Origin of the sequence: Crassaminicella indica, assembly GCF_019203185.1 — a bacterium.
Lineage (GTDB): Bacteria > Bacillota > Clostridia > Peptostreptococcales > Thermotaleaceae > Crassaminicella > Crassaminicella indica.
In genome coordinates, this window is record NZ_CP078093.1 from 938,116 (window position 1) to 960,837 (window position 22,722).

Sequence of the window (22,722 nt, forward strand, 5' to 3'; positions counted from 1 at the left end):
AAATATTTTTGTACTATAATAATATAGAAGATTATTACAATTATGTATTAAAATAACTATGCTAGTGTGGCTCAATGGTAGAGCAGCTGAATCGTAATCAGCTGGTTGGGGGTTCGATTCCCTTCACTAGCTCCAAAAACTAAAATAGGTCAGGATTAGATAAACCCTATCAATCCTGACCATAATTTTTTATTTGAATATTTTCTCTCTTACAATAGTCTGACTTCTCTTTGGTCCTACAGATACAATCTTAACCTTTGCACCTACTAATTCTTCTATTCTCTCCAAATATTTTCTTGCATTTTCTGGAAGTTCTTCGTATGTTGTACAACCTGTTATATCTTCCGTCCATCCAGGTAGTGTTTCATATACTGGCTCACATTTAGCAAGAGTTTTTAAACTTGCTGGAAAATGTTCTATGATTTCATCTCCTAGTTTATAGCCTGTACAAATTTTAAGCTCTTCAAGCCCTGTTAAAACGTCCAAAAGCATAATAGATATAGCTGTTACACCATTTATTCTTGAAGCGTATTTTACCATTACTGCATCAAACCAGCCACATCTTCTTGGTCTTCCTGTTACTGTTCCAAACTCATTTCCTGCTACTCTGATTTTATCTCCTACTTCATTATCCTGCTCTGTAACAAAAGGGCCTTTTCCAACTCTTGTAGTATAAGCTTTTACTACACCTACTACCTCTTCAATCATATTTGGTCCTACACCTGCACCTACAGGGAAACCTCCTGAAATAGGATGTGAGCTTGTTACATACGGATATGTTCCTAAGTCTATATCAAGCAGTGCTCCTTGAGCTCCTTCAAACAATACTTTCTTTCCAGCCTTAATAGCATCGTATAATACAACAGTAGTATCTGTAACATATTTTCTTATTTTTTCTGCATATTCTAAATATTGATCTATAATTTTTTGAGCATCTAGCTTTTCTCCACCATAAACCTTCTCAATAAGAACATTTTTTCTTTCTATTTGCTTAGATACTTTTTCAATGAATACATCCTTATCCATCATATCGCATATCCTTATTCCAGATCTTTCTACCTTATCCATGTAACAAGGACCTATTCCATTTTTAGTTGTACCAATTTTTTCTCCACCACGAGCCTCTTCTGCTAAAGCATCTATTATCTTATGATATGGAAAAATCACATGAGCTCTATCACTAATTTTTATATTATCTGTGTTTACTCCCTGTGCTTCTAGTGTTTCTATTTCCTTCAAAAAACCTTCTGGATCAAATACAACACCATTTCCTATAATATTGATTGTTTCTGGGTATAAAATTCCTGAAGGAATTAATCGAAGTGCATACTTTTGATCTTTAACGACTACTGTATGTCCTGCATTATTTCCACCTTGAGCTCTTACAACTACCTCTGATTCACCTGCTAAATAATCGATTACTTTACCTTTTCCTTCATCTCCCCATTGTGCACCAACAACTACAACTGTTGACATAAAAGCCACCTACCTTTGAACATTTATTTAAATCAAGTAATATTTATTATTTCCGAACATACATATTTAATAGTATCAGAACACACTATTTTAGTCAATAAAATACGAATGTTAAAATCCTTTTATTTATTTTTATTCGGTGAACAGATTATCTTTTCGATCAATATATAAAGGTGCCTAAAATCATTTAGACACCTTTCCCTTTTACTTTTCTTTGCTTTCAAGATAATCATTTAAATCTTTTAGTAAAACATCTGGATCTATTCCATGCACTACTGCTACATCTGCAATGCTTTCCATTGAAGACGCTGGGCATCCTAAACAAGTTAATCCATGCTTCATAAAGATTGGAGCTAACTCTCTATCCATTTGTAATACTTCTGCTATAATCATATCCTTTGTAATTTTAGCCATATTTTTATCCTCCTTGTTAGTATTTTATAACAACCTATTTAACATTATACCATTTTTTAAAGGAAATCAAACGTTAATTTCTTATAATCTTCTCCACGAATTTATCCACATATCCACAGATTTATTCCACAGATGCATATATTTTTGTGGATAAGCTGTTGATTTTGTTATAAAATTCATCTTTTGTAACCTTCATATGCACATAACAGGTTTTCTTTTTTCCATTTGAAATAATAAATAATCTTCTTAAATGACTATATAAAGGATTATAAAATATTTCTGAATACTGATCTTCAAATTCATCTATACTTTCTTTTACAATTTTAAATCCACAGCTCTTATAACACTTTATAGCCCTTTTATTAAACTTTGCTGCTCTTAATATAAGGATTTTCATTTTGAGGGTTTTAAAATAATAATCCAAAAATAGTGTGATTGCTTCTTTTCCATATCCTTTATTAATATGCTTTGCATTCAAAACAATACCCAATTCACTTTCTTTCTTAATCCATTTCATATTTCGAATAGAAAGATAACCTACTACTTCCCCGTCCTTATTCTCTATAGCAAAGCTTTTTCTTTTAAATTTTTTAGTCTTAATTTTATACCATTCATCACTCTGCTCTTCGTTCATTTTGGGAAAATTATAATGAAAATACAATGGATCTTTATGGGTTGCCCAAAATTGCATTTTATCCACATCTTCACGAACCAATTTTCTAATATTAACCTTTTCTCCCTCTAACTCCTTCATATCCTACACCCCTATATAATAAACTATCTATATTATTATAACGCATTACTCTAATGATTTTTATGCTTTTAATGATAAAAAAATGTATAAAAAAATAAAAGCAGTCCATTTGAACCGCCTTTATACCTATTGTTAGCTTTTAAGCTTTAGCTTTCTCTATATTTATCTAAATTTGCAAATTTAGTGAATTGTCCAAGCCAAGCTAATTCTACCGTTCCTGTTGAACCATTACGTTGCTTTGCTATAATAACCTCTCCAATATTTTTCTTTTCACTATCTGGATGATAATATTCATCTCTATATAAAAACATAACTAAGTCAGCATCCTGTTCAATAGCTCCTGATTCCCTTAAGTCTGATAAAATAGGCCTATGATCTGCACGCAATTCAGGCGCACGAGATAGCTGAGATAGAGCAATTACAGGACAATCCATTTCTCTTGCAAGACCCTTTAATGAACGAGAAATATTAGAAATCTCCTGCTGCCTACTTTCTGATCTACCGTCTCCAGACATTAGCTGAAGGTAATCTATTAAAACTAAATCTAATCCCTGCTCAATTTTTAGCCTTCTGCATTTTGCTTTCATTTCCATAACACTAATCCCTGGCGTATCATCAATAAAAATTTTTGCTTGTGCCAAAGGTCCCATTGCCCTTGCTAGCTTTGGCCAATCATCTTCACTTAAAGTTCCTGTTCTAATCTTTTGTATTTCTATAAGAGATTCAGAACTTAACATACGCTGTACAAGCTGTTCCTTTGACATCTCAAGACTAAATATAGCAACAGATGCACCAGCCTTAATAGCTGCATTTTGGGCAACATTTATTGAAAAAGCTGTTTTTCCCATACTTGGTCTTGCTGCAACTAAGATCAAATCTGATTTTTGCAGTCCACTTGTCTTTCTATCTATATCTGTAAAGCCTGTTGTAAGTCCTGTTATGCCACCTTTGTTTTTATATAGCTCATCAATTTTGTCAAAGGTTTCTAATAATACTTCTCGAATACCAGTAAATCCCTCTTGCGATTTCTTTTGAGAAATATCAAAAATACTTTTTTCTGCCAAATCTAAAATGCTAGTTACTTCCTCTTCTGCTTGATATCCCTTTTCTAATATCTCAGAAGAAGCCTTAATAAGTCTTCTTAAAATAGATTTTTCTTCAACTATCTTAGCATAATATTTTACATTAGTAGTTGTCGGCACAGCTGAAGAAAGACTTGTTAAATAAGTAAGTCCTCCGATCGCTTCTAAAGTTTGTCTTTGCGTTAATTCCTCTGACAACGTTATAAGGTCTACTGGCTCATCTCGACTATATAATGCTATAATCGCATCAAAAATTTCTTTATGGGCTTCCTTATAAAAATCCTCTCCACGAATAATTTCTGTTGCCATAATAATAGCTTCTTTATCAAGAATCATAGCTCCTAGTACAGACTGCTCTGCATCTATATTATGGGGTGGGACTCTTCCAAAGTGCTCCATGTTATCACCTTTCCTAATCTTATAAAGACCAGCATAGCTTTTGCTGGTCTTATATATTTACCCTTCTAAAACCTCTACTCTCATCTTTGCTGTTACTTCTGGATAAATCTTCACTTCTACAAACCTTGCTCCTAATGTTTTTATAGGGCTATCTAACTGAATCTTTCTTTTATCTATTTTAATTTTATGCTGCTTCATAAGCCCCTCTGCAATATCCTTTGAAGTGATAGACCCAAACAATCTTCCACCTTCTCCAGCTTTTCCTTTTAATTTAACTGTTAATGCTGAAATTTTATCTGCCAAAGCCTTTGCCTTTGCAAGCTCTTCATCCTTTTTTCTCTTTTCAGCAGCTTTTTGTTTTTTTAAAACCTTTATACTCCCAGATGTAGCTTCTTTTGCTAGTCCTCTTGGAATTAAAAAATTTCTAGCATGTCCATCACTAGCATTTACCACATCACCTTTTTTTCCTAAACCCTTTACATCTTTTAATAAAATTACCTTCATGATTCTTCACCTTCCTCAAAATATTCTTCTATTGCTTTTTCTAACATTACTTTAACTTCTTCTATTTTTTTTCCTTTAATTTGCGCACCTGCCACTGTCAGATGTCCGCCTCCACCAAATTTTTCCAACATTACTTGTACATTTATATCCCCTAGTGATCTTGCACTAATAATAATCTCTTCATTGCTTCTAATTCCCAAAACAAACGAGGCAGTAATCCCTCGAATGTTTAGAAGTTCATCAGCTGCTTGAGCTGCTACTAAAGAAGGATTTTCTATATCCTTTGAGCATACAGATAAAGCAATATTATTGCTAATCACCTGTGCATTTTTTACAACCTCTGCTATGGCTACAAAAGTATTTAAGTCATCTTGAAAAAGCTGTCTTACATTTGTTGTATCTGCCCCTGCACGTCTTAACCAGGAAGCTGCTTCAAAGGTACGCACACCTGTTTTAAAAGAAAAGTTTTTTGTATCTACAGTAATTCCAGCAAGTAATGCTTCTGCTTCTATCTTCTCAATACTTATCTTATCATCCATATACTGAAGAATCTCAGCAACAAGCTCACATGTAGAAGAAGCATATGGCTCTAGATATATGAGAACTGCTTGATCGATAAATTCTGCTCCTCTTCGATGGTGATCTATAAGAACAATTCTCTCAGCATATTCTAATGCTTTTGGACATTGTGTAAATCCAGGTCTATGTGTATCTACAACTACGACCAAAGTATCTTTATTTATTTTATTTAAAAGCTCTTCGTTTGTAATAAATTTATATGCTTCATGCTCTTTTATGTAATCATATAGATTTTTTATAGCTTCATTCACATCATTTAATACAATATATGCATCCTTTTCTCTATTTCGTACAGCCCTATATACGCCTAAAGCCGCACCTAAACTATCCATATCAGGAAACTTATGTCCCATGATTACAACTTCTTTTGATTGATCTATTAATTGCCTTAATGCATGTGCAATAACCCTTGCCTTTACTTTTGTTCTTTTTTCAACTGCTTTTGTTTTTCCTCCATAGAAATTCAGCTGCTTAATTTTTTTTACAACAGCTTGATCTCCACCTCTGCCCAAAGCAAGATCCATAGCTGCTCTTGCATATTCTTCTAAATGTGCTGGATTTTTCCCATTTGCTCCAACACCTATGCTTAAAGTAATAGGTATTTGATTGCCTACCTGAATTTCTCTTATATCATCTAAAATAGTAAATTTCTTTGCTTCTAAAAGCTCTAAATATTGATTTTCTATAAATAAAATATATTTATCCTTTTGGTATTTCTGAATAGCAGCATTTATTCTTGAACCCCAAAGTCCTATTCGTCTGTCTATTTCAGCTATTACCAAAGGTCTATCTGCTTCTTTTGTATTCTTTAACACATCATCATAATTGTCAACCTCTACTAAAACAACAACAGGCTTTTCCTCATTATACTTTACTTTTAGGTTTTGGAAATTTGTAACATCTATCCAATATAACATAATCATATATTTTTCATCAATTCTAGATACTTTTACTATATTATATAAAACCTTATAATGTCTATCTTTAATTGTTACTTCAATGCTCATATCTTCTTTATCTTGCAAAATATTGTTTAGTTTAAACCCTCCAATTGCATCTTCAATATTTTTTTCAAGAAGATCATTTGTACCAAGCATTTCTGAAAACATAGCATTGTACCAACTAATGCTTCCATCAAATTCAATGACTACAAGAGGGATCGGCATATCTAATACAGCATATCTTGTAACCGAATCTATATTAGAAGATAAATTTTCAATATACTTTGTCCACATTTCTTCCCTATTATGCTGTGCTTTCCAATTGTAGTAGGCAAAGTATATCAATACAATAATACCAATACTGCCTATCAATAAATTATAATAAGCAATAATCCCTACAAATAAAGTCATAATCCATAAATGTATCTTCGTATCAGGTATTAACAATTTAGTAAACCTTCTATTTCCCATATTTGGCACTCCTAAAATTCTTCCTTGTCCCTTTTTAATTTTCTAAAATTGATTATTGCATCAATAAAGCCTAATACTGCAATGATCAAAACACCTTCTCTACTAAATAATAACAGCAAATAAATAAAAATCCTTAACACTTTTGTTATCTTAAAATGATTTAAAAAATAACTTACAACTGCAATTCCTTGTATAAAATAAATAAGCTGGAAAATTAAAAATTCATTTAATACTAATGTTTGAAAATCTACAACGTTAAGATATTTAGTTATTGCTGTAAGACCCACAATCAAAAATGTTCCCATGATAAAGCTTTTCGGCAAACTCATATATCTTAGAGGCATCAAGCCTTCAACTTTATATCCTATTCTCTTTAATATCCTTATAGCTATAACATAATTCATATATACAAAAAATGCTGACCCTACAATCATACCAGCAGGGATCGTCATAGCTATTATTTGGATAAAAAGTTCTAGACTTTCTTTTAATTCTTTTATTTTATAAGGCTCAACACCCATGTCCTTATACATTTCCATCTGCTTTATATAAATATCCATAGCTGTTTTCATTTGTTTTATTACCTGATCTATTACATTCACATTAGACAACACATTTACAAGGCTAATAGATAAAAGCATTCCTAAAAGAGCAGCTACAGCCCCACCTGCTAACACCTTATAAGGCGCATAGCTTTTATTCATCATATACCCCATAGCAATAGCAGGTATTCCTATAAATAAAACTAAAAATATCGTCTGCATAAGCCCTATCAAACTTGTTATGACTAATCCCCAAACAACAACTGCTAAAATCGTAAAATATATCCCTTGTCTTTTTCCTAATATTATAAAAGGTACTGGAACTAAAAATATCACAGGTGTCAATATAGGTATATATATCAGCAAAATTGTAAAAATGCTAATTAAAGCTGCCATCAATGCTGCTTCAACCAATGCCCGTGTTTTTTTCTGTGTATTCAAAATATCACTCCTAGCTACGATTCTTATCCATATACTGCTTTAAGCTTGATAAATCTCCATGCCAATCCTCTATCTTATGTTTCTCTAAAATCCCCAATTTTATCTTATCTTCTATACGCATATCAATCCTCGTAAAAGGGATTCCTAATCTTTTTCCTAAAATATAGGTTACCATAATAATATTGGCTAAAACATCTATCAACAAATCCTGAGATCCTTTTGCACCTTTTAATAATATTTCATATAGTGATGCAATAGTCATAAGCAATTCACTCTTTAGCCATTCAATGGTTTTTATATTTTTAGTTATATCTATATGATGATCCCCTAAATTCATAACCCTTATCCCCCTTTATATACATTATAGCAGATTAAGCCATATTGTATAGATACCCCATTTTAAAATTTGCTGTTCTACTCTATTATAATCCCTTTCTGTAAAAAAATACAAATACTAAAAAAGAGAAGTGATCACTCACTTCTCTTTTGATTATTCTGCTGTATATGGTAGTAATGCAACTGTTCTTGCTCTTTTAATAGCTGTAGTTAAAGCTCTTTGATGTGTTGCACAAGTACCAGTAATTCTTCTTGGAAGTATTTTACCTCTTTCAGTAATATACTTGCCAAGCTTCTTAACGTCTTTGTAATCTATATAAGTTGCTTTGTCTGCACAAAAGCTACATACTCTTTTTTTACGACCACGTCTCTTTGGCTTTGCCATTTTCATTTCCCTCCTTTTTAGAATGGAATATCGTCATCATCTTCTATGGCTTGGAAACCATCCGGATCTATTTGAGGGGGATTAAATCCACCTTGTTCATCCCTACTTTTTCTTGTATCAAGAAATTGTACTCTATTTGCTACTATATCTATAGTATAATGCATTACTCCGTCTTTTTCATAATTATTATTTTGAAGTCTTCCTTGTACTGCAACAAGACTTCCTTTTGCCAAGTAATTTGCACAATTTTCACCTTGTTTATCCCATACAACTATTCTGAAAAAATCTGCTGTCTTTTCTTGGCCATATCCTCTATCTACTGCTATACTAAAGGTGGCAACTGCTTTTCCACTTCCTGCTGTAAATCTAAGCTCAGGATCTCTTGTCAATCTCCCGATCAATATTACTTGATTCATGAAAACACCACCTTAAATTTACTTTTCTTCTAAGCTTACAGTTAGATGTCTCATTACGTCATCAGAAATTCTGAAATTTCTGTCTAGTTCTTTTGGAACATCAATACCAGCCTTGAAGTTCATTACAACATAGTAACCTTCGTTCATCTTGTTGATTTCGTAAGCTAACTTTCTGTTACCCCACTCTTCAATCTTTTCGATTTCTCCGTTTGCTTCAACGATTCCTTTAAACTTTGCGATTACTTCGTTTCTTTTTTCTTCTTCAAGGTTTGACTTTAATATGAACATTGTTTCATATTTTCTCATTCTTTTCCACCTCCCTATGGACTAATTCGGTCCTGTCAGACAGGACAGAGAGTTATATACTCACATCATGATATTATATCAGTTGTCGTTAAATTATGCAAGGATAAATGGAAAAATCAATTATATTTAGAATTTAAATTTTTCGATATGTACCTGCATAGCATTTGAACGCTCTTTTAATTCTTTACTTGTATTTAAAATATCTTTTGTAGCTTCACTCACTATCTGTGTTGTAGCAGCAATTTGCTGAGTTGCAGCTGATACTTCTTCAGATACAGCTGATGCTGATTGTACTCTTTCAATAATTTTTTCTTTCTTTCCATTTATTACAGATGTAGAAGCATCAATATTTGTAACTTTAGGAATGATTTCCTCTACTTCACTAATAATATCTTTAAAAGCTGCAATAGAATCTTTTACAATCTTTTCTTGTTCAATCAATTGCGTACTTACATTCTCTGCTGTATCTACTGACATTTTTGCATCCTTTGAAATGCTATTGATAATCTCATTAATACTGCTAGAAGACTGTTTCACCTGTTCTGCCAATCCTCTTATTTCATCTGCTACAACTGCAAAGCCTTTACCAGCTTCACCTGCTCTTGCTGCTTCAATAGCTGCATTTAATGCTAAAAGATTTGTTTGTTCAGAAACACTATTAATAACCTCTGTAATTTGCGTTACTTGATTAATGTTTTCACTTAATGTAGAAACATTTTCTTTTACACTTGTTGAAGCTTGATTCATAACCTCTATAGAAGAGATTAACTTTTCTAATTGCTCATTACTTATATTTGCTTTTGAATTTATTGCATTGGTTTTATTATTTACTTCAGAAATAAGATCAGCAACAACATCTATTTCTTTTCCAAAGTTTATTAATTCTTGGGCTATCTCTGTTAAATCTTCTGCTTGTAAATTTGTTCCTTGTGCAACATCACTTACAGAGTTTGCAACTTCATCATATGAATGATTAATTTTTTCAGCTACCTCATTTAAGTTTTTTGCATCGTTATCAACAAGTTCAGACATATCCTTTATTTTTATCATCATATTTTTCTGTCCCTGTATCATATTTTCAAAGCTATCAGCAAGCTTTCCAAATTCATCTGAGCTTTTATTATTTATTTTAATTGTAAAATCTCCTTTTTCAGCGCACGCCATTAAATCGATTAAATGATGGATAGGCTTTGTAATAATTTTACTGATAAAATATGCAGCTACTACAGCAATAATCAGTCCAAGTAATATCATAATCGTTTGAAAAATTAGCATTTCTTGTACCTGTGATAAGATTTCACTTTTAGGAGCTGTTGCAATAATAACAAAACCATTATTCAATTTTGAAAAGCTGGTTAATTTTTCTACCCCTTGAAATTTTGTTTCTTGAATACCTAATTGTTTTTTATCTATAACATCTTTTAATTTCGCTAAGCTATCATCTCCTAAATCTTTTAAGCTTTTATGCTCTTTTATTGTAGGATGCACAATAACATCATATTTTGAATTTAATAAGAAGGTATATCCAGTATCATATAATTTCATTGAAAGGATACTTTTTTCAATAATCGAAAAATCTATGTCCATTCCTACAACACCTATTAATTGATCTCCATTATATACTGGTGAAGAATATGTAATCATATTTTTATTTAGATTTTTGTCATAATAAGGATCACTCCATACTCCATGCCCTGTGTTAATAGGTCTAAAATACCAAGCCGCATTTTTATTTGAAGGAGTTAAATCTTCAAGCGGTGTAGCCTCTCCAATATTTTTATAATCACCATTTTCATCTGTAAAATATACAGATTGATAAAGCTTGTCTGCATGAATTAATTTTGGATTAAATGCAAAATACGCATCAATATTTCCTACTGCATTTTTTGCTGCATTATAAACTAATGGATTTACACCTTCAATAAAAGCATCCATGTAATTTGATGTACTTAATTGCTCTTTATTATATATTCCTGCAATACTATTCCCTAGATTATCTACAGAGCTTTCAAGAGAATTCATCATTTTATCAAACTCATTTGCTTTATTTTGCACCATTAAAAGCATTTTATCATTAGCATTACTACCAATAATCTTTCTGCATTTTACATAGCTTACCCCACTTATTACAGAAGATACTAGCACAGTACATATGATAATCGCTAAAGCAATTTTATAAGATATTTTTTTCACTCTTATAACCCCCCATTATTTTATCAATAAGTCATTTATAAACTCATCTATCATATCTGTTGAAACATGAGGCATAATATCAAGATGAGATGTTGTATCATTATTTTCATCTATTTCCTGAGGCATTCCCCACTTCTGACAAATCTCAGCTTTAGGAGCAGGTTTTAAAATAATAATATTAGAATTTTCATTTCTAAAAGCTGAAATATTAGTCTGTTTTTCTACTTCCTTTAGCTTTTGCTCTGCATATCTACTTACATTTATAGTATTTTGTGCAAACTCATATAGTCCTTTTTCTCCTAATTCACATATTCTTTTCCAAATCACAACAGACATATATGTATTCTTAGACCCTGTAATAATCGTTCCGTATTGTTCAAAATAATTTTGAATCTCCTCCTCTGTATATATATTTTTGCTATCTCTAATAATATCTTGAAGCTTTGATAATATTTCATTGACAATAATATCTATATTACTTTTTCTAAATATCCCTATACCGCATGGAAAAGGAGCTCCTAAAAACTTATGTCCACTAACAGCAATAGAATCTATAGGAATATAGTTTTCATCCTCTGGTGATAATTTAAAAGGCAGTATTTCCTTGTACGTGCTCAAAAAAGGTAGAATATGTCCATGCAGTGCTCCATCACAATGAATATATACTTGTTCTTGAGACATTTCACATTCTCTTAAAACTTCTCCCACTTTTTTGATATTATCAATAGCACCTTTCATAGTTGTCCCTAAATTAATATTTATAATAGCTCCTAAGTCAGGATTTAATTTCTTATTGAACATGATTTTTTCTTTTAATGAAGTATAATCCATTTCTCCTGATACAGGATTGTTTTCTATCTTTTCTGTTTTAATGTCAAATATTGCTGCTCCCTTTGATAAGCTATAATGAGATTCTGCAGTGAAAAATAACACAGCATTGTTTTTAAATTTTCTTTTTGCCGTAAGCAGCCCTATATAATTACCTTCTGTTCCTCCTGTTGTAACGTATCCTGTAAATTCTTTTTGTACATCTTTATGGAAAAATATAGTCTTATAAAATTTAATAATCTCTTCATTAAATTTATCTGTATAAGAAATATCCTTTATAGAATCTTTAATATTATCTAAATTTAAGTCTGCTGAGAAAAGGCTATTGCAAGTATTATACATAATGCTTTCTTTTATCAGCATTTCGAATAACTTATTCAATTGACTATTATCCCAAAGTTGATTAATTGGATAACCCATTGATATAGGCTTGAACATTTCTAATTTTTCCATAAATTTCTTATACCTAAGGTAATCCTCTTCTAGTAATTGATTCTTACTAAAAGCTTCAGTCAATTCTTTTTTATTTAATTTTTTTAACGTCCCTATTTTCTCTAAGCTAAACCTATTGAAAAAATAATCATCAAAGAAAAGAAAATTTCCATTTCTCGAACCAACAACAGTACTATCTTCTGCACCTATATACTGCACTGTCGCATCATTAAAGTATTTTTGAACCTTTACACTAGTAATTAACAATCCTGTTAAATAAGAAGATTTGATACAAGTACAGCTAATAGATACTGCATCAACATACATACGAGATTCATTTTGCTTTAGTATATTCTTCCCTTCTGAAAAAAGCTTCAGATCATCTACAGAATGAGCCATTAAATGAATATAACAATGATTAAAATAGCTCCTTACTACTTCTATAATCTTTTTTATTTTATTTGCCTGCTCTTGTGTATATTGATTTTTTAATGAAATTGTAAAGAAAATCCCTTTATTCTTTAAATATTTATTTTTACTTTTAAAGTACTCTTCAATTTTTTCCAATTGCTCTTCTAGAATTATTTGTTCTTCAATATTTAATAAGCTTGCTGCTTCATAAACACTAAATGGAACCTTTCCACAGCTTATCAAAACTGTTTCCAATTTTTCCTTTTTAAATTTTGTCTTTGCTGCTTTAATAGAAAAAATAGCAGCTTCCTTATGTCCTAATGTAAAATAACCAAAACTATTTGTATCCTCTCCTCCATAAGTAGGCATATGTAGATATTTAAATATCTTATTTAATAGCTTCAACTCAATTTCTCTTGTTTCTAACCCATATTTACATTGTCCATCTGGATTTCCTACATTGTTAATATGGTAGTTAAATAATTTCATCAATACTTCTTTATCTCTTTGAGGTAAAATATTTTCATCTATATCATAAAAATATTGATTATATTTTTTTAATAATTGTGAAATAAAGCACTCATAATTCTGTAAATTTTCTCCATCAAATTTATATCTTTCAGCAATTATATTTGGATCTACAAGACAAAGATAGTCGTTTGGCGTTTTCAAGTCTTTCCCTCCTTCATCTAAAGCTTTAAACATTTTCATCAGCTTATAAAAAAGATTTTTTCTTTTTTCAACATCATTTTACAACATTTCTTTAGATATTTTTGTCATATATTGCGATATTTTGTATTTCTGAATATTCTTTACAATTAATACTAATCAAAAAAGAGAATCCTTTTTAATAAAGAATTCTCTTACTTCTCTTTTCTCTCTACAATTTTTTTGATCCTCTTTTCAAGCTTTACTCTTGGAATCCATACCTGTTTATCACAACCAAGACATCTAATTCTAAAATCCATACCTGTTCTCATTATTTCAAATTGGTTGCTTCCACAAGGATGATTCTTTTTTACTTGTATAATATCTCCTAATTTTAAATCCATAGGCATAAAGTATTCTCTCCTTCCATACATAATTACCCGAAACAGTAGTTTCGGGCAGTCTTTATAAAATATTTTAACTTTTTTTATTCGTGATGACAACTCTTCTTGGATAAGGAATTTCTATTCCTTTTTCATCAAATCGTTCTTTAATTCGCTTTCTTAACTCTCTTTCTACTGCCCACTGCTCAAGCGGTACTGTTTTCGCAACAATCGATATAACTACATCCGATTCTCCTAAATTTGTAACCCCTAAAACAGTAGGACCTTCTATAATATCTTTATTTTCATTAGCTATTTCTTCACATAATTCCTTTAAAACATTGATAGCTTCATCTATATTTTCTTCATATGCAATGCCTACATCTACCCAAGCCCTCATATTTCCTCTACACTTGTTTGTTACAATATCAATACTTCCATTAGGAATAATATGCAAATCCCCATTGAAATCTCGAATAATTGTAACCCTCAAAGTCATATCCTCAATAATTCCCGATTTATTTCCTATTTCTACATGATCTCCTACTTGAAATTGATCCTCTAATAAAATAAAAAATCCGGAAATCATATCTCGAACCAAATTCTGTGCCCCAAAACCAATTGCCAACCCTCCAATTCCAGCAGCTGCAATCAGAGAAGAAATATTGATTCCAACAGTTTGAAGGATTGGTGTAAAAGCAACAAAATAAATAGTATATTTAATAATACTATTTACAATCCCTTTAATAGTATTGATTCTTTTTTCTTCACCTACAATCTTAAATTTCTCTCTATTGTCAAAAAACTTATTTACAGCCATGTTGGAAAAGCGCACAGCTAAAATCATTGCAATAAATATCAAAATAATTTTAACCAAATCTCCTGTATACATTCCTAGTTTTTCTGGATTTGTCCATATCTGAAAGGTTTCTGCTATTTTTTCTGAAAATTTATTATAAAAGCTTTCCAACCTATACTTGTCTCCCCTCTATACAACCTTCTTAATCAATTTATTTTTTCCTCTTTTTTTGATCTTATATACATCTACCTTTTCTTTATCCTCCCCTAAGGCTTTCATAATCTCTGAAAATATTTCTAATGAAAATTTTATAGAAAGTCCACAGCTTGCACTAATCTCCCTCGGAGTAGGAATTGTTTCTATAGAAAATTTATTTTTTAATCTATTTTCTGTTTTAATAGCATGATGAGTAGATTCAAAAGATATTACATAAAATTCTTGTTCTAACATAAATATTCCTCTCTATAATTCTAATCTGTTTTTTGCACTATGAAGGGCATCCACAATAGAATACATGTTGCTTACACTTCCTACAGCCAATTTTTCCTTTAAATGAAAATAATCAAGGCAAGTCCCACAAGAAAGAAGCTCTACTCCTTCACGTTCTAATTGTTTTAGATAATCTAAAACCTCTGATCCTTCTACTGTTAATTTTACACCACTGTTCATGAATAATAAAGCCTTAGGATATGGAGTATATTCTGTTAATGTATAAACATAACCTTTCATTAATATTTTTCCTAACTCATCAGAGCCTTCTCCTAAAGTATCACTTTTAAACAAAATCACTAAATCTCTTTCTTCTTCACATTGGCAATCTATTTCCTCATTCCCTTCTCCTTTATAAATATGCACATAATAATCTTTATCTACTTTTTTTACATCCACATTATAGTTTAAGCTTTTTGCAAGCTTTGATACATTCTGCATTGCCACTTCATTATCTACAATAGTAGTAACACTTCCCTCTTTTAATCCATCTAAAACCTTCTTTGTCTCAATTACTGGCTTTGGACAGCTAAGTCCCCTTGCATCTACTTGATTATTCATTTCTATTCCCCCTCTATATCTTTTCTTTTGTAAATCTAGATCAGCTCCTATTATTTATTATAATCCATAGTTCAAATATTGATCTTATAAAATTTTTCTATAAATGATAAGTTTCTCATAAATTATTTCTATCTATTTATCGTTCCTTGAAGTATTTCAATAATCGGATTTCGGTAATACAAAATTTTTGCCACAACAGATTTTTCTAATCCTTCTACTAATATTCCAGAATTAGTCATCGCTGTAAAGGGTGTAATTATGGCAAGAAAAATAAGAACGATTAACAACCCCTTTGAAAATCCAAAAACTACTCCTCCAATACAATTAAACTGCTTTAGTACTGGCAATGTGGCAATGCCATCTAGTATATATGCCACAAGAAATAATATTATTTTTACAGCAAAAAAAATAATCAATATGCTGATAAAATCAATAAACATACGTGCGAGAATATCTGACAAATAGCTGTAAACTCCCTCCATTGCTTGTTGATTATAAGCTCTCATGGTTTCACTCTTCATAAAAAAATTTTCTATTGCCTTTGGAAATTTTAAAAGCTCAAAAATATTTGTATTTCCTGTCACAGTAGAAGCTGCTACACTATGACCATAAGCTTCTTGAACTCGATCACCTATTAATGCTTGTACTTTTAAAAATATGGTAGAATTTCCCATGATATATTTTGAAACAGATGGGTAATATATTTTTGCTGCAATTCCTGCAACAATAAAACTACTCATATTAAAAAATGATAAAATCAATCCATTTTTCCATCCCTTTATCACATTGATAGCAAGGATAACAAAAATTAAAGCATCCATCCAGCCCATCATACCACCTCTATCGTTCCTTATATTTTACCTGTATAATTTCTAATTTATCCTTTAACACCAATACCAATTGATTATCAGAAATAATATATACAGATTGAATATCATTGTTCACTTTCTTTTCCATAAGTTTTTTCCCTGTTTCTAAGATCATATATAAAGTACGATCTGTAAAGGCAACAATATTATCTCCTTTGCTATCAATTCCTAATACTTCTCCTTGGATAGGGATTGGCTCCATTTTTTTTCCTTCTATATCTATAATAGATAGATAATTTCTATTTTTTGTATCTAGAATTGACTTTTTATTATCTACAAGATACATAACTATAAAGCCTTTTTTGTTCCAAGCTATCCGATTAATAGAATCAGGTATATCCTCACTCCATAATACTCTGTCTTCTTTACTAAAAACCATCAACTGGCTATCTCCTACATTCATTAGTCGATGATCTTCACTAAAAAACAAATTGCTTACGATTTGAGGTTCCTTATCATATTTGTGTCCTCCAAGAAGCTTTCCTTTGTTAGAATAAAGTGCAACATTTGTCTCTATTTTATTGTTATCTATATTCAAAACAGAGATAGCAATCATATTATTATCAGATATAGCAATCCCCATAATACTTCCCTTATTTACAATGATTTTTCCTTCTTCTTTTCCATCTATATTTAGTATATATATTTTACTTTTGCCATTTTCTTCTGTATAAAAAGCCGAGATTCCTTCCTTATTGCACACAAATTCTCTTATTGGTTTTTCTATAGAAAAATCCCATATAACACTACCTTGAAGATTTACAGCAGTAATGCTTCCTTTTTCTCTATCACCTAAAAAAATTATATCTTCACTGCTTTTTAGAAAAGGATTCTTTATTTCTTTTTCTATGTCCCATTTTTCAATCCCTTCTAAATTAAATGCCTTCAATTTATTTTTATTATAAACAATAATATCCTTTTTCAAAGGATGCACAATCAAATTTTTATCTGTATCATAATCAATAACAGCTAATTTTTGAAAATCTAACACACTATCACAAAAAAATTTCTGTACCAGCTCTATAGCCTTTATTCCTCCTATAAATATCAAGCATATAAAAATAAGAACAAATATCTTAAATCGTAAAGGTCGTTTTTTCCTTGCCATTTATATTCCTCCTGCGTAAAAATACAGTCTAGTATTTTATATTCTCTGAAGCTTCTTTAAATCCTCTAATTTTCATTGAGTCTTACCCTTCCTAAATATGATTAGGAATATAAGTATTATACCAATATATCCAAACATTGGATAAAGCGTATGTACAAGCCTTTTAAATCCAAACTGAGCTAATGGAATAGTCACAATACAAAATGAAATACAAGCATATAAATGCTTTAGCTTTAGTTTTCTCTCCATGCTCTGTATGAAAACAAATCCATTTGAAACAGCTGTTGTAAGCATAGCAAACCATAATAAAGCACCGTAAATATTCCCCATATTTTTTCCAATTGAAAATGCAATCGTCATCATTGGGATTTCAACAGCTTGAATATCTCTATATAATATTAAAGTTGGCAAAAACAAAAAAAGCAACATTATTCCTAATAAAAATCCACCCAAGCTCCCACCAGCAATAGCAATTCTTTTATTATTCAATAAAGGATACATAGAGCTTAGTACCATCACTGCACATATACTATTATAGCTTACATAAAGAAGACATGAAGTAATCCAATTGTCCCCTATTGTATATGGAAATAAATCTACATCACAAATATTATGTATTTTATCAGGAATAACAATAATACCTACAGCAATAATTCCTATGATTAGCAATGGTACTAAAACACTATTTATAACTGCCAAGCCCCTCATACTAAAAAGAAATGTAATAAAAGAAATCACACTCATAAAAATGATCCCTATTTCTTTTCTATATCCAAACTGTTGCTCAAATAAAGCTCCACTTCCTGCAAGCATAACACAATATAATGAGAGTAGTAAAAAAGCTAAAAAAATTTCTATCAATTTCCCCACATAAGGACCAAAAAAAGGGACAATCCAATCATAATAAGAAATGATTTTATCTTCATATACCTTTAATAAAATAACGATTCCAATTACTGCAAATAAAATAGCTGTTACAATAACACCATAGATTCCCCTTATCCCATACCTTGTAAAAAAGCGCATAGTTTCCTGTCCAGAAGCAAATCCAGCACCAATAAGTGTTCCTATATAAATACTAGCAATTTTAAAAGCATTTCTCTTTCCCATAAAAAAACCTCCTTTATGCTATATCAACATTAAAAAAGAAATATATAAAGATAAGTGAATGACTTCGATAACTTTTGTAAAAAAACTTACTGAAATTACATAAAAAATACGTTAAGAATTAAACAAAGTGAGTTTTAAAGTTGTTTATCTATAATACATTTTATGTTCATATAAACCTGTCTAATGAATAACAAAATAGTTAATTATTTAACACCAGATTAAACCTATAATTGTAAATAAATTCATATTTATTTATTAGTTGCATTTCCAACACAAAATGATTTTTTTAGACAATACTTTGTATTATTAATATTGGATACGTTTTCCTAAGTTAATTATTTTTTTAACAAAGTGGTTTATTTTTGAAAAGAAATATGTTATGATATTGTTAAACAAAGTTAATTTTTTAACAATCAATAGTAAAATTTTTAATGGAAAGAAGATGATATAGATGTTATTAAAATTGATCACAATGATAGCAGTAGTATTATTTGTGAGATATGTATCTACAATAAACAAAATAGAAAAAGCAAGACAGCATAAAAAAAGATATAACATATATTAAAAGCTCAACGCTTCTGATTTTTTTCAGAAGCGTTTTTTTGTATTAGCCTCCCACAAATATAAATCTTTATATCCATTGCTTATCTTAAGCTTTTATTGTACAATTTTAAGAGATTCATATGATTTTTCATTTTAACTTAATGTATGAAGGGAGAATATTATGATACAAAAAAAGCTTCATAATACACATAAAGGATATCTCGCTGGTATATTATCAGCCATTTTTTTTGGCTGCTCTGGTTTATTTGTAAAAAATGCACAAAGCAGTGGCTTAGATTCTATCAGCATTTTAGTTTTACAATATGTTCTTATTCTTCCAACACTGTGGGGGATCTCTTTTTGGAAATATAGACAACAAATAAAAATAGGTAAAAAAGAGCTTTTAAAGCTATTTTTCTTAGGTATGTTCATTCAAAGCTCGGTCAGTCGATGCTATTATGAATCATTTCAATATTTGGATATATCTATTGCAACCATTTTGCTTTTTACTTATCCAATTATCATTACAATACTTTCATCTATTTTTGGAAAATCAAAATTAAATAAAATCATTATATTATCTGTAATAATTGCTTTTTTTGGTTGTGTACTTATATTAGATTTATTTCACATGGATGCTTCCTTCCCTATGAAGGGTATCTTTTTAGGTCTTGGAGGTGCTGTATTTCTTGCAATTTCCAATATATTTCTTGAAAGCTTTGCAAATAAAATCCCTCCTTTTGTGTTATCAAGCTATACATCTAGTTTTATATGCTTAAATTTTTTAATTTTTAGTTTTCCATCAAATCTACTGAATCAAAATATCAGTAGTTCTCAATGGTTAAATATAGCTTTACTAGCTTTTTTATGTCAAATCCCACCTACAATTTTAATGGTTACAGCAATTCAGTATATTGGTGCTGTCAAAACAGCTATTATTGGAAATACTGAAATTCCTACAGCAGCAATTCTTGGATATATTTTTTATAACGAAACATTGAATTTTTTACAAATCATAGGAATTTTCTTTGTCATTGGAGGCATTATGCTAATGCAAAACAGTGAATATGTTCAAAATAAATTAAAAGCAACTTTACTTAAACCTACTAATAACAAAACTTGATCCAAATGAATTAAGTTTTGTTATTTTTTACTATAGGTAAACAACATCAACATAAAAAAAAGAAATATATAAAGATAAGTGAATGACTTCGATAACTTTTGTAAAAAAACTTACTGAAATTTCATAAAAAATACGTTAAAAACCTTCATTGTTTGAACGAAGTGAATTTTGAAGTTGTTTACCTATAAAAAACTTTTATTTTATTATTCTTCTTAGCAAACGCTAATGAGATTTTTATGTGAAATTCACTTATCTAAAGCTCTTCATTTTATGGTATTATATTAACATGAAAGGAAGTGTGAAAAAATGTTTCGAACAATATACATTGCTTTTTATTTTCTAGTAGATCAAATCTTTTTAATCCCTAAAGCATGGCAGATTGAAAAGCTAGAAAAACAAGGAAAAATAAAAGAAATGAACAATCTATTGCATACCATTTCATATTCATGGGGAAGACGCATTGTCCATGCAAGTGGTTCAAAAATAAATATATCAGGACTTGAAAATATACCAGAAGGGCCTGTTGTATTCATCAGCAATCATCAAGGAAATTTTGATATTCCTATACTATTAGGCTTTATAGATAAACCAAAAGCTTTTATAGCAAAAATAGAGCTTTCTAAAATCCCTGTATTTAGTAAATGGATCAGAAAAATAAAATGTATATTTATCGATAGAAATGATCCTAGACAATCTCTAAGAGCGATTAATGATGGTGTCAAAATTTTAAAGGAAGGTCATTCCATGATCATATTCCCTGAAGGAACGAGAAGCAAAGGTCCTAAAATGGCAAGATTTAAAAAAGGAAGCTTGCGACTTGCTACAAAAGCAAAGGTTCCAATTGTTCCAATCACTATTGATGGCTCTTATAAAATAATGGAAGCTAACGGAAAACTTAATATAAAGCCAGCAGAAGTTAAAGTAACTATCTCTAAACCTATTTATACAGATAACCTTACAAAGGAAGAAGAAAGTGTTTTAAGTGATAAGGTATACGAAATTATTAAAAGTCATTTATCATAGAAACAAAAAGACAGCTCTTTTTATCATAGAGTTGTCTTTTTTTATTATTTATTTAACTGTAAACCATTCTGGACTCACCCTTTTTAGCAAAATATTTATAAAATAATATTGACAAATTTTTATTGAAACTATTGCAGGAAAAGGCTCATTTGTAGCTCATCAAAACAAAGCACTTTTAAAGGAACAGCGTTTGAAAATTATCGAAGAAAAGCTTACAGAGGTTGTAGAAGAAAGTAAAATGTTAAATATCAGCCTTGAAGAATTAAAAGAAATGCTGATTCTTTTATATGAAGAATAAATATTTAATATGAGTACTTAATGCATATATGGAGGTTCAGTCATGGAAAATATTTTATCATTAGAAAATATTAATAAATCTAGTGAACTCTCCCTCCACTTGCTCACGCTGAAGTGGGGGCTTCTTGGTGTATTCAAGTATAGTAACAAATTTATACCAACTTACATCTGAAATACTTTGTGCTAATTTATCATTTTTCATCATATTTTTGACTGCTAAATCCTCAAGAACTATAACTTGGTTTTCGCTTATAATTCTTTTAGATAATTTGTGAATAAAATCCAATCTTTGATTAGTTACTTTTTCATGTAATTTAGCAACCTTTATTCTTTGTTTGTGAAAGTTATTACTGCCTTTTTGTTTTCTGCTTAATTTTCTTTGTTCTTTTACCAGTTTTTCTAATGATTTCTTTAGATATTTTGGATTTTCTATTTTTTCACCATTAGAGAATATAGCAAAATGGCTTAATCCTAGATCTATTCCAATATTTTCAGTTACTTTCTCTAAAGGCTTCACTTCTCTTTCGACACATATAGATACAAAATATTTTCCACTTGGAGTTTTTGAAACAGTAGCATTTATTATTCTACCTTCAACGTATCTATGAACTTTTGCTTTTATCCACTTTAATTTAGGTAACTTTATTTTTCCCTTATTTATCTCAATATTGTTATTTACAAAATTACTTGTATAACTTTTATAGTTATCTCTTTTACTTTTGAATTTAGGTTTATCTGCTCTACCTTCAAAGAAATTTTTGAATGCAGTATCAAGATTTCTTAGTGACATTTGTAGTGAGGTGCTATTCGAATAGGTAAGGATTTGAAGTTATCTCCACCTTTTCCCCTCGACCACACC

General features: G+C 30.2%; 23 protein-coding genes, 1 tRNA gene and 1 pseudogene. 4 read left to right on the forward strand and 21 right to left on the reverse strand.

Annotated features, from left to right (window positions below):
* Positions 1-60 precede the first annotated feature (60 nt).
* Positions 61-135, forward strand: a tRNA-Thr gene (locus KVH43_RS04485).
* Positions 136-189: 54 nt separating this feature from the next.
* On the opposite strand, the gene KVH43_RS04490 is transcribed toward KVH43_RS04485, so the two are convergent.
* The 20 genes from KVH43_RS04490 to KVH43_RS04585 all read right to left on the reverse strand — a co-directional run bounded on the left by KVH43_RS04490 (position 190) and on the right by KVH43_RS04585 (position 18,877).
* A complete protein-coding gene (locus tag KVH43_RS04490) occupies positions 190-1,476 on the reverse strand; it encodes an adenylosuccinate synthase (protein WP_218283672.1) in 1,287 nt (428 codons plus the stop codon).
* Positions 1,477-1,680: 204 nt separating this feature from the next.
* Complete coding sequence (locus KVH43_RS04495; RefSeq protein WP_218283673.1) at positions 1,681-1,890, reverse strand: DUF1858 domain-containing protein; 210 nt, start codon at positions 1,888-1,890, stop codon at positions 1,681-1,683.
* A 121-nt stretch (positions 1,891-2,011) separates the two neighbouring features.
* The gene (locus KVH43_RS04500; protein WP_218283674.1) at positions 2,012-2,644 is read right to left on the reverse strand and encodes a GNAT family N-acetyltransferase; all 633 of its coding nucleotides are present in this window, start codon (positions 2,642-2,644) and stop codon (positions 2,012-2,014) included.
* A 146-nt stretch (positions 2,645-2,790) separates the two neighbouring features.
* A complete protein-coding gene (gene dnaB / locus KVH43_RS04505) occupies positions 2,791-4,125 on the reverse strand; it encodes a replicative DNA helicase (protein ID WP_218283675.1) in 1,335 nt (444 codons plus the stop codon).
* 57 nt (positions 4,126-4,182) lie between these two features.
* Positions 4,183-4,629, reverse strand: a complete 447-nt coding sequence (gene rplI, locus KVH43_RS04510) for a 50S ribosomal protein L9 (RefSeq protein WP_218283676.1) — start codon at positions 4,627-4,629, stop codon at positions 4,183-4,185.
* On the reverse strand, positions 4,626-6,620 hold the full coding sequence (locus KVH43_RS04515; RefSeq protein ID WP_218283677.1) for a DHH family phosphoesterase: 1,995 nt from the start codon (positions 6,618-6,620) through the stop codon (positions 4,626-4,628). Before KVH43_RS04515 ends, rplI begins: the two co-directional genes overlap by 4 nt.
* 11 nt (positions 6,621-6,631) lie before the next feature.
* Positions 6,632-7,603 (reverse strand): YybS family protein, encoded by a 972-nt coding sequence (locus tag KVH43_RS04520; RefSeq protein WP_218283678.1) that lies wholly within the window; start codon positions 7,601-7,603, stop codon positions 6,632-6,634.
* Between the two features lie 10 nt (positions 7,604-7,613).
* Positions 7,614-7,940: a MazG-like family protein gene (locus tag KVH43_RS04525; protein ID WP_218283679.1), complete on the reverse strand. Its 327-nt coding sequence runs from the start codon at positions 7,938-7,940 to the stop codon at positions 7,614-7,616.
* A gap of 153 nt (positions 7,941-8,093) precedes the next feature.
* Entirely contained in the window at positions 8,094-8,324 is a 231-nt protein-coding gene (rpsR, locus tag KVH43_RS04530) for a 30S ribosomal protein S18 (protein WP_218283680.1), read from the reverse strand.
* A gap of 17 nt (positions 8,325-8,341) precedes the next feature.
* On the reverse strand, positions 8,342-8,740 hold the full coding sequence (locus tag KVH43_RS04535) for a single-stranded DNA-binding protein (RefSeq protein WP_218283681.1): 399 nt from the start codon (positions 8,738-8,740) through the stop codon (positions 8,342-8,344).
* A gap of 18 nt (positions 8,741-8,758) precedes the next feature.
* Positions 8,759-9,046 (reverse strand): 30S ribosomal protein S6, encoded by a 288-nt coding sequence (rpsF, locus tag KVH43_RS04540; protein WP_218283682.1) that lies wholly within the window; start codon positions 9,044-9,046, stop codon positions 8,759-8,761.
* A 126-nt stretch (positions 9,047-9,172) separates the two neighbouring features.
* The gene (locus KVH43_RS04545) at positions 9,173-11,239 is read right to left on the reverse strand and encodes a methyl-accepting chemotaxis protein (RefSeq protein ID WP_218283683.1); all 2,067 of its coding nucleotides are present in this window, start codon (positions 11,237-11,239) and stop codon (positions 9,173-9,175) included.
* Between the two features lie 15 nt (positions 11,240-11,254).
* Entirely contained in the window at positions 11,255-13,582 is a 2,328-nt protein-coding gene (locus KVH43_RS04550; RefSeq protein ID WP_218283684.1) for a pyridoxal-dependent decarboxylase, read from the reverse strand.
* Between the two features lie 191 nt (positions 13,583-13,773).
* A complete protein-coding gene (locus tag KVH43_RS04555; RefSeq protein WP_338028373.1) occupies positions 13,774-13,962 on the reverse strand; it encodes a DUF951 domain-containing protein in 189 nt (62 codons plus the stop codon).
* 73 nt (positions 13,963-14,035) lie between these two features.
* On the reverse strand, positions 14,036-14,911 hold the full coding sequence (locus tag KVH43_RS04560; protein ID WP_255547810.1) for a mechanosensitive ion channel family protein: 876 nt from the start codon (positions 14,909-14,911) through the stop codon (positions 14,036-14,038).
* A gap of 18 nt (positions 14,912-14,929) precedes the next feature.
* Positions 14,930-15,190 carry a putative Se/S carrier protein gene (locus tag KVH43_RS04565; protein WP_218283686.1) on the reverse strand — a complete coding sequence of 87 codons (261 nt, stop codon included), beginning with the start codon at positions 15,188-15,190 and terminating at the stop codon, positions 14,930-14,932.
* 12 nt (positions 15,191-15,202) lie between these two features.
* Positions 15,203-15,790 (reverse strand): sulfurtransferase-like selenium metabolism protein YedF, encoded by a 588-nt coding sequence (gene yedF / locus KVH43_RS04570; RefSeq protein WP_218283687.1) that lies wholly within the window; start codon positions 15,788-15,790, stop codon positions 15,203-15,205.
* A 128-nt stretch (positions 15,791-15,918) separates the two neighbouring features.
* Positions 15,919-16,623, reverse strand: coding sequence for a CvpA family protein (locus tag KVH43_RS04575; RefSeq protein ID WP_218283688.1), 705 nt, complete (start codon positions 16,621-16,623; stop codon positions 15,919-15,921).
* Positions 16,624-16,630: 7 nt separating this feature from the next.
* On the reverse strand, positions 16,631-17,767 hold the full coding sequence (locus tag KVH43_RS04580) for a DUF5711 family protein (RefSeq protein WP_218283689.1): 1,137 nt from the start codon (positions 17,765-17,767) through the stop codon (positions 16,631-16,633).
* A gap of 72 nt (positions 17,768-17,839) precedes the next feature.
* Positions 17,840-18,877: a YkvI family membrane protein gene (locus KVH43_RS04585; protein WP_218283690.1), complete on the reverse strand. Its 1,038-nt coding sequence runs from the start codon at positions 18,875-18,877 to the stop codon at positions 17,840-17,842.
* A gap of 724 nt (positions 18,878-19,601) precedes the next feature.
* Here KVH43_RS04585 and KVH43_RS04590 point away from each other — a divergent pair.
* From KVH43_RS04590 to KVH43_RS13415, 3 genes and pseudogenes are all read left to right on the forward strand, one after another.
* On the forward strand, positions 19,602-20,543 hold the full coding sequence (locus KVH43_RS04590; RefSeq protein WP_218283691.1) for a DMT family transporter: 942 nt from the start codon (positions 19,602-19,604) through the stop codon (positions 20,541-20,543).
* Positions 20,544-20,849: 306 nt separating this feature from the next.
* Complete coding sequence (locus KVH43_RS04595; protein WP_218283692.1) at positions 20,850-21,566, forward strand: lysophospholipid acyltransferase family protein; 717 nt, start codon at positions 20,850-20,852, stop codon at positions 21,564-21,566.
* Positions 21,567-21,684: 118 nt separating this feature from the next.
* Positions 21,685-21,864, forward strand: a pseudogene (locus tag KVH43_RS13415) (GntR family transcriptional regulator); the annotation flags it as partial.
* Between the two features lie 60 nt (positions 21,865-21,924).
* Here KVH43_RS13415 and KVH43_RS04600 read toward each other — a convergent pair.
* Positions 21,925-22,686 (reverse strand): RNA-guided endonuclease InsQ/TnpB family protein, encoded by a 762-nt coding sequence (locus KVH43_RS04600; RefSeq protein ID WP_255547839.1) that lies wholly within the window; start codon positions 22,684-22,686, stop codon positions 21,925-21,927.
* Between the last annotated feature and the right edge of the window lie 36 nt (positions 22,687-22,722).

What these genes read in the sequence shown, in the direction of transcription:
- dnaB (WP_218283675.1), bottom strand. Translation starts at nt 4,125, where the DNA reads ATGGAGCACTTTGGAAGAGTCCCACCCCATAATATAGATGCAGAGCAG.
- rplI (WP_218283676.1), bottom strand. Translation starts at nt 4,629, where the DNA reads ATGAAGGTAATTTTATTAAAAGATGTAAAGGGTTTAGGAAAAAAAGGT.
- rpsF (WP_218283682.1), bottom strand. Translation starts at nt 9,046, where the DNA reads ATGAGAAAATATGAAACAATGTTCATATTAAAGTCAAACCTTGAAGAA.
- rpsR (WP_218283680.1), bottom strand. Translation starts at nt 8,324, where the DNA reads ATGGCAAAGCCAAAGAGACGTGGTCGTAAAAAAAGAGTATGTAGCTTT.
- KVH43_RS04500 (WP_218283674.1), bottom strand. Translation starts at nt 2,644, where the DNA reads ATGAAGGAGTTAGAGGGAGAAAAGGTTAATATTAGAAAATTGGTTCGT.
- KVH43_RS04575 (WP_218283688.1), bottom strand. Translation starts at nt 16,623, where the DNA reads ATGATGGGCTGGATGGATGCTTTAATTTTTGTTATCCTTGCTATCAAT.
- KVH43_RS04515 (WP_218283677.1), bottom strand. Translation starts at nt 6,620, where the DNA reads ATGGGAAATAGAAGGTTTACTAAATTGTTAATACCTGATACGAAGATA.
- KVH43_RS04585 (WP_218283690.1), bottom strand. Translation starts at nt 18,877, where the DNA reads ATGGGAAAGAGAAATGCTTTTAAAATTGCTAGTATTTATATAGGAACA.
- KVH43_RS04580 (WP_218283689.1), bottom strand. Translation starts at nt 17,767, where the DNA reads ATGGCAAGGAAAAAACGACCTTTACGATTTAAGATATTTGTTCTTATT.
- KVH43_RS04555 (WP_338028373.1), bottom strand. Translation starts at nt 13,962, where the DNA reads ATGGATTTAAAATTAGGAGATATTATACAAGTAAAAAAGAATCATCCT.
- KVH43_RS04535 (WP_218283681.1), bottom strand. Translation starts at nt 8,740, where the DNA reads ATGAATCAAGTAATATTGATCGGGAGATTGACAAGAGATCCTGAGCTT.
- KVH43_RS04590 (WP_218283691.1), top strand. Translation starts at nt 19,602, where the DNA reads ATGATACAAAAAAAGCTTCATAATACACATAAAGGATATCTCGCTGGT.
- yedF (WP_218283687.1), bottom strand. Translation starts at nt 15,790, where the DNA reads ATGAATAATCAAGTAGATGCAAGGGGACTTAGCTGTCCAAAGCCAGTA.
- KVH43_RS04595 (WP_218283692.1), top strand. Translation starts at nt 20,850, where the DNA reads ATGTTTCGAACAATATACATTGCTTTTTATTTTCTAGTAGATCAAATC.
- KVH43_RS04525 (WP_218283679.1), bottom strand. Translation starts at nt 7,940, where the DNA reads ATGAATTTAGGGGATCATCATATAGATATAACTAAAAATATAAAAACC.
- KVH43_RS04495 (WP_218283673.1), bottom strand. Translation starts at nt 1,890, where the DNA reads ATGGCTAAAATTACAAAGGATATGATTATAGCAGAAGTATTACAAATG.
- KVH43_RS04490 (WP_218283672.1), bottom strand. Translation starts at nt 1,476, where the DNA reads ATGTCAACAGTTGTAGTTGTTGGTGCACAATGGGGAGATGAAGGAAAA.
- KVH43_RS04565 (WP_218283686.1), bottom strand. Translation starts at nt 15,190, where the DNA reads ATGTTAGAACAAGAATTTTATGTAATATCTTTTGAATCTACTCATCAT.